The organism is Herpetosiphon llansteffanensis, from assembly GCF_003205875.1.
GTDB lineage: Bacteria > Chloroflexota > Chloroflexia > Chloroflexales > Herpetosiphonaceae > Herpetosiphon > Herpetosiphon llansteffanensis.
This window is the reverse complement of record NZ_PUBZ01000007.1, coordinates 1-6,538: the sequence shown is the minus strand read 5'-3', so window position 1 is coordinate 6,538 and position 6,538 is coordinate 1. Positions and strand designations below refer to the sequence as shown.

Genomic DNA, 6,538 nt, shown 5'->3' with positions numbered 1-6,538 from the left:
GTCCCCAACCCCCGATCCCCACTTTTGCTTTTTGACTTCTGCCTTTTGACTTTTACGTGTCATCGCATTGTAACCTTAACTGCTTGAATGCGTGCTAGCCAAGCCGTAGGCTAAACCGTACAGCTATCGTTTTAGGAGGCACGGCCATGGCCCTTGCAACATTTCGACTTAATTTCCTGCCACGTCTGCGTGATGGACGGCAGATTCGGCGCTATCGCCATCACTTGCTCGAAGGCGAGGCCTTGGTTGGTTCGCAACCGTTGTTGCCGCATCTGCAACGCTTGCCGCTGCAATTTCAGCAAGTCGAAGGCGGCCCAGCAATGCCCTTGCGCGACGCACTGCGTGAAACACCCCGTTTAGCCTTGATCGAGCCTGGCTCGCGCTCGCTGGCCATGCGCCAACTCTGTTTGCAATGGGCACGCGGCGCACAATTGCCAACCGCCTATGTTCCCTTATTTTATCGTGTTCAGCAAACAGCAGACCACTCAATCCAACCCTTGCAATTGTTACATCAACAGATGGAACAGCTCGGCTTTGCGATCAACGAATTGGTGGTTAAACGTGGCTTGGCCGCTGGCGTATGGTTGCTATTGATCGAAGGTTGGGATCAACTCAAGCCAAACCAGCAACAACGTTGGTCAGCGTGGATTGGCACATGGCTCGAACGCTATCCCGCCTTGTCGATGATGCTGGCAACCAGCAAACCGCAAACAATTCCCGATCAATTTGCCTTGTGGCATAGCGTACAATGGCGTGGCTAAGTTTGGTTTTTTTGAATGTTTTTGAGGGCCTGTTCGGCGCGTTCTAATGCCGCTGGATCAAGCTCGGTTGCATAACGGGCTTGGGTATAGATAGCTGTTAATTCATCGATTGCTGGCTCACTATTTGGCTGGCGTTGAGCATAGCCACGCCCATATTCGTGCGCAGTTTGATGCTTGCCTCGCGGCTGACCATGATCTTCGCCAAGCTCCAAAAATTTGGTATACACGCGGCGCACTTTTTGGCGTTGTGGATCATCAGCCCCAAACTTCCAAGGCTTTTTGCGCCGAAAACGCTCTAAAATCTGTTCGCGCAAGCTATCAAACGACCAAATTGATTGCTCGATCACAATTTCGCCTGGCACAACTGCTCGCGTTTCAACGTCGCGCAGCCAGCGCACCACAAGATAAATCAACCAGCAAATCATCAGCACGCCAATTAAGGCCACACTGATCGTCAGAAAATCGCCAAGTAACGAGCTTATTTTGCTAGTTTCCTCTGGTTTAAGCGTTGAAGGATCGACAGCTTCGGGCATCACCAGTTGCTCCGGCGGGCGTTGATTGGGCGTGAATGAGGGAATCAGCAACCCAACCAGCCACGACAAGCCAATCCCAATGCCACCAACAATCAGCACAAGCCCATCAATAAATGTGCTAAAAATCAGCCCTACAATGCTGCGTTGGCCATCGACAAGCCCAAAAAGCAACAGCGGAATACCAATGATCAACAGCGTAAACAAGCTGCTCCAGCCTAACATTGGCGGGGTTTGCAACTCTGATTGGTTGCTTTGATCAAGCATCATGGCAAATAAACATGCAGCGACAAAGCCCAAGGCTTGGGCAAGAAACAGCTGAATGAAACCAGCTTCTTCGAGTGCACCCCGCGTCATGACTGGCCCCAAGGCCACAAATGCCACCAATAAGAACAGCCCGTGCCAAAAGAGCTGTTGCAACCAATCGTGATTCCATTGATCAGCATTGATTGCCCGCGACATCAAAAAGGCCACGCCAAAGCCGCTCAAGACCAATTCTTGGCCACTGAAGCCGGTGCGCAGCCAAAGCCAGCCAAGCATGCTCAGCCCAATCACCCCAGCAGCGGCAATAATCGCACCTCGTTGGCGTAACCGCATACGCAAACTAACCATGACGATCAAGCCCAAACAAAAAACTGGCCACCGCCACACCGCACTCGCATTATCGCCAACAATGTCGAAGCTGTTGAGCACGAGGCTCATCAGGCTGCTATAGGCGATGCAAGCACTGAGCAAAATTAATAATTTGGCGCTTTGACGATTGATCATGGCTCCCTCTGATAGCTATGAATCAGCTTTACGCCGCCGACTTTGGGCGCATGTTCACCCAAATAGAGCCAAACTGGCGCATAGCCATATTCGCGCAAACGGGTCAATGCACTGCGATGAGCGGGTGTATCGACAACGCTAATCAGCAACACCGTTGCACCCAAGGGCAAGCGCGATTGTTCACGCCCAATAAATTTGGCAATTTCAATCCGCGAATAGAGCGACATTTGCGCCAACACTTCGAGAATTGCGCTGGCCTGTTTGAGGCTGCGGCTCGGCGGCAAATGCACTGCATTATTACCTTCAACCAAGGCCGCATTCGACCATAAACCAACTGCATGGCCAGCTTTATGCAACGCACTACAAACCGTCGCTGCCATACTAATTAACCGTTCGCCTTGGAATTTATTCACCCCAAGGTAGGCGGGCACAATCGTTTCAATATCAACAATGCACATCACGGTTAATGCAGTTACTGGCTCGTAAATTCTGGTTTGCAATTGCCCACGCCGCGCCGTTGCCGTCCAGTGAATGCTTTTTAATGGATCGCTTTGGGTATAATCGCGAATCCCAATCGGCACAACTGGATCAGTCAATAAACGTTGCGAAGCGCGAATTGTGCCCAACAGTTCACGCAAGGGCATGCCCAATTCAGGGTCTTTCAACAAACGCGGATAGACAATTAAGCGATCAATCTCGTTGATTGTGGCGCGGCTCATGCTCAGGCCAAGGGGATCGCTGGCGCTCAGATTGGCAGGGCCAAAGCGGTGCAAGCCACGCTGTGGGCAGCGAATCGTATAGTGGCGGGTCACTTGTTGATAGCTGCTCAAGCCAAAAGCGCGGGCTAGAATGCGATAATTGGGGCTAGCAGCAGGTTGGGTTTCGATCTGCTCAATCTGAATGCCAACTGGCACTAAATCGTGCAAATTGACGAATGGCAAGGGCAAAAATTTATGGTTGCTCAGGGTTAAGCTCAGGCTGGTCGTGGTATCAGGGAAAAGATGGGTATGGCCCAGCTCGCGCTGATACTCAACCCGATGAAACATGCGCCATTCCCATAATTCTACCGCTGCAAGCGCCATAATGCCCAGCATACAAACCAATGGTAAAAGGATTACATCGGTCAGCAAGCCAATAAGCAAGAGCACAACCAAGCTAAATAAGCCTGCTCGCCGCCCTTTCATGCCCGTTCCTCCACTGGCGTGGCGATGCTTTTGACAATATCGGCCAAAATTTTCTCTGGGCTGCGTTGGGCCAAGCGAGCCTCGGCCCCCAAAATCAGCCGATGAGCCAAAACACTTGGCACTAGTTGTTTGACATCATCGGGCAAGACAAAATCGCGGCCATGAATTAATGCCCAAGCCTGTGCAGCCCGAGTCAATGCCAACGAGCCACGCGGGCTAGCTCCAAGCTCAATCTCTGAATGCTCGCGGGTTGCACGCACAATCGCAATGGCATACTGGCGCACTGCATCGCTCAGATGAACGCTGCGCACCGCGTGAATTGCATCCAACAGCTGCGCCTGATTGCTCACCGCATGCATGGCAACCCAAGGATCGCCCTGATTAAAGCGTTGGATAATTGCATGTTCTTCTGCTTCGCTAGGATAGCCCAAATTGACCCGCAACAAAAAGCGGTCGAGTTGGGCTTCAGGCAAGGGAAACGTGCCTTCAAGCTCAATTGGATTTTGGGTTGCCAGCACCAAAAACGGGCGGGTTAATTGGTGGGTTTCGCCATCGATCGTGATGGTTGCTTCGGCCATGGCTTCGAGCAACGCCGATTGGGTGCGTGGTGTAGCGCGATTAATTTCATCGGCCAGCACAATATTGGCAAACAGCGGCCCAGCCCGAAACTGAAACTCGCTCAATTTTTGATTATAGAAATTCAGACCAGTCACATCGCTTGGCAAGAGGTCGGGGGTAAATTGCACCCGCCGAAATTGGCAATCAAGGCTTTGGGCGAGTGCTCGAATCAGGGTCGTTTTGCCAACGCCTGGCACATCTTCCAGCAGCACATGGCCTTCACACAAAAGCGCTGTTAGCAATAAATCGACGCTATTTTGCTTGCCCACCACCACTTGCCCAACTTGTTTGCGTAACTGTTCGGCCCATGTTTGCACATTCAACGCGGTCATGATTTCCCTCAAATCACACAACTATTCATCTTCAACGACGGGAAGCGCCACCGTGAAGTTGCTGCCACGGCCTTCGCTGCTGGCAACCCAAACCACGCCACCATGGCCTTCGACCAAGTGTTTGACGATTGCTAATCCCAAGCCAGTGCCGCCAACCCCACGGGTTCGCGCCCGATCGACCTTGTAGAAACGCTCGAAAATCCGCGGAATCGCCTCGGCAGGAATCCCTGCACCAGTATCGTGAATCGCCATAATGACCCAGCGATTGCTTGGCTCCAACATGCGGCTGAGATGATGGCCAAGTTCAGCCCGCGAACGCAAGCCTGCTTCAATCGTAATCGTGCCGCCAGAATCCGTCCATTTGACCGCATTATGCAGCAAATTGAGCAACACTTGGCTAATTCGGTCGCGATCAACATAGACTTCTGGTAAATCTGGGGCAATCGTTACCACAACCCGCAGATCTTTGCGCTTAGCTTGAGGCTGAATCCGATCGTGCGCTCGTTCCACAATCGTGCTGACTGCGGTTGGCTGCAATTGCAAGGCCGTGCGCCCAGATTCAATTTGCGAAAGTTCGTGCAATTCATCGACCAACTGCATCACTGCATCAAGCTCGGTATCAACTTGACCAAGCATGCGTTGAGCCAACTCTGGCGGCGGCTGAGTGGCCAAAGTTTCGACCAAAAGCTTAATCGAAGCCAGCGGCGTGCGCAATTCGTGCGAAACATTCGCCACCAAATCACGCCGCGCGCGCTCCAACAAACTCAGTTGGGTTAAATCGCGGGCCAAAATGAGCGCACCGCTTTCGGGCATTGGCTCACACCAAATCCGAATTGTACGATTGGAAAGCACCGGTTGCAAGGTAACTTGTTGTGGGTCGCGGCGGCGAATCGATTGCTCAATCATCGTATCGGCCTGATAATCGCGCACCAAGGTGATAACGCTATGGTTGAGCACAGCGCTGGCACTGACCCCAAATAATTTAGCCGCAACATCGTTACAATAACGAATGGTGCGGCCATCATTGACGACAATCACGCCTGCATCGAGCGCGGCGCTGAGCGTGCGAAACAACTGGTTAAATGGATCGGCTGGTGGCGGCGGCGCAACCACAGGCCGATTACGTAAATAGGCCAGCTCGCGGCGCAAATTGCGTTGCCCACGCCAGCCCCAAATCAGCGCGATGATCGTTGTCATCGCCAACAACACAATCCAGATCATTAGTTTTTGCGCTCGCTACGACTGAGTTGATCATTGAAGCGATAGCCAATGCCACGCACTGTTTGGATATAAATTGGGTTGCTTGGGTCAAGCTCAACTTTTTCGCGCAACCAACGCACATGCACATCGACCGTGCGCGAATCGCCAGGGAAATCGTAGCCCCAAACTCGTTCGAGCAGCAAATCGCGCGAGAGCGCCATGCCACGGTTGCGCATCAAGCAGACCAGCAGATCAAATTCTTTTTGCGCGAGGGTAATTTCGTTGGTATCGCGAAACACGCGGCGGCTGCCAGTATCAACTTTGAGATTGGCGGCGGTCAGTAATTCGCGTTCAACACCGGTTGGTTGACGATCGGTTCGACGCAAGATTGCCCGCACACGGGCGAGCAATTCGCCAAGGCTAAATGGCTTAATCACATAATCATCAGCACCAAGCTCCAAGCCAGCAATCCGATCGACCTCATCTTGGCGTGCGGTCAACATCATAATTGGAATATTGGTTTCGCGGCGCAAAATGCGACAAACTGAAAAGCCATCGAGCTTCGGCAGCATCACATCTAAAATCAGCAAATCGGGCTGTTCGGCGCGAGCCAAATCAAGCCCGGTAACTCCATCGGAAGCAGAAAGCACGGTATAGCCTTCGCGTTCGAGGTTGTAACGCAGCGTATCGGCGAGCAGGGCTTCATCTTCTACCAGCAATATTGTGGACATAGGTTGTCAGCACCATGGTGATAAACATTCAGAAGGGCTTGCGCCCGCAGCTATTGTACCATTATCGCAAGCATGAAGGGATATTGATCCACGAAGGGCACGAAGGGGATAAGGCTACAGGCTTTTGGCTATCGGAACAATTGTTGCCATTGCAAGCAATCTCCCATAGCTCATAGCCATCAGCCTATAGCCATATGGTTTCTGCGCCTCTGCGTTAAAAACTAATCCACGAAGGACACGAAGAACGATTTTTTTGCCACAGATTGCCACAGATTATGAGGATTAGGTTCTTGCCAGCCCAACGCCAACAGCCGATAGCTATAATGCCGTTGCGCCTCTGTGTTAAACGAACAGGTATTTAAGCAGCGGCGCAGCGTTAAATTTCCGATCCCCAATCCCCGACCTGTCTCTTAT

Annotated in this window: 6 protein-coding genes; 1 reads left to right on the top strand and 5 read right to left on the bottom strand. The window is 52.0% G+C overall.

Features of this window, described 5'->3' with window-relative positions:
- Positions 1–146 precede the first annotated feature (146 nt).
- Entirely contained in the window at positions 147–761 is a 615-nt protein-coding gene (locus C5S61_RS00205; protein ID WP_110513096.1) for an NACHT domain-containing protein, read from the top strand.
- Here C5S61_RS00205 and C5S61_RS00200 read toward each other — a convergent pair.
- Genes C5S61_RS00200 through C5S61_RS00180 form a run of 5 tightly spaced genes read right to left on the bottom strand, consistent with a single transcriptional unit; the run spans position 758 to position 6,124 of the window.
- Complete coding sequence (locus C5S61_RS00200; protein WP_110513094.1) at positions 758–2,059, bottom strand: DUF4129 domain-containing protein; 1,302 nt, start codon at positions 2,057–2,059, stop codon at positions 758–760. The genes C5S61_RS00205 and C5S61_RS00200 overlap by 4 nt on opposite strands.
- Positions 2,056–3,243 (bottom strand): DUF58 domain-containing protein, encoded by a 1,188-nt coding sequence (locus tag C5S61_RS00195; protein WP_110513092.1) that lies wholly within the window; start codon positions 3,241–3,243, stop codon positions 2,056–2,058. The genes C5S61_RS00200 and C5S61_RS00195 overlap by 4 nt, the downstream gene beginning before the upstream one ends.
- Positions 3,240–4,193 carry an AAA family ATPase gene (locus C5S61_RS00190; protein ID WP_110513090.1) on the bottom strand — a complete coding sequence of 318 codons (954 nt, stop codon included), beginning with the start codon at positions 4,191–4,193 and terminating at the stop codon, positions 3,240–3,242. Before C5S61_RS00190 ends, C5S61_RS00195 begins: the two co-directional genes overlap by 4 nt.
- 21 nt (positions 4,194–4,214) lie before the next feature.
- Complete coding sequence (locus C5S61_RS00185) at positions 4,215–5,414, bottom strand: sensor histidine kinase (RefSeq protein ID WP_110513088.1); 1,200 nt, start codon at positions 5,412–5,414, stop codon at positions 4,215–4,217.
- Positions 5,414–6,124: a response regulator gene (locus tag C5S61_RS00180; protein ID WP_054533396.1), complete on the bottom strand. Its 711-nt coding sequence runs from the start codon at positions 6,122–6,124 to the stop codon at positions 5,414–5,416. The genes C5S61_RS00185 and C5S61_RS00180 overlap by 1 nt, the downstream gene beginning before the upstream one ends.
- Between the last annotated feature and the right edge of the window lie 414 nt (positions 6,125–6,538).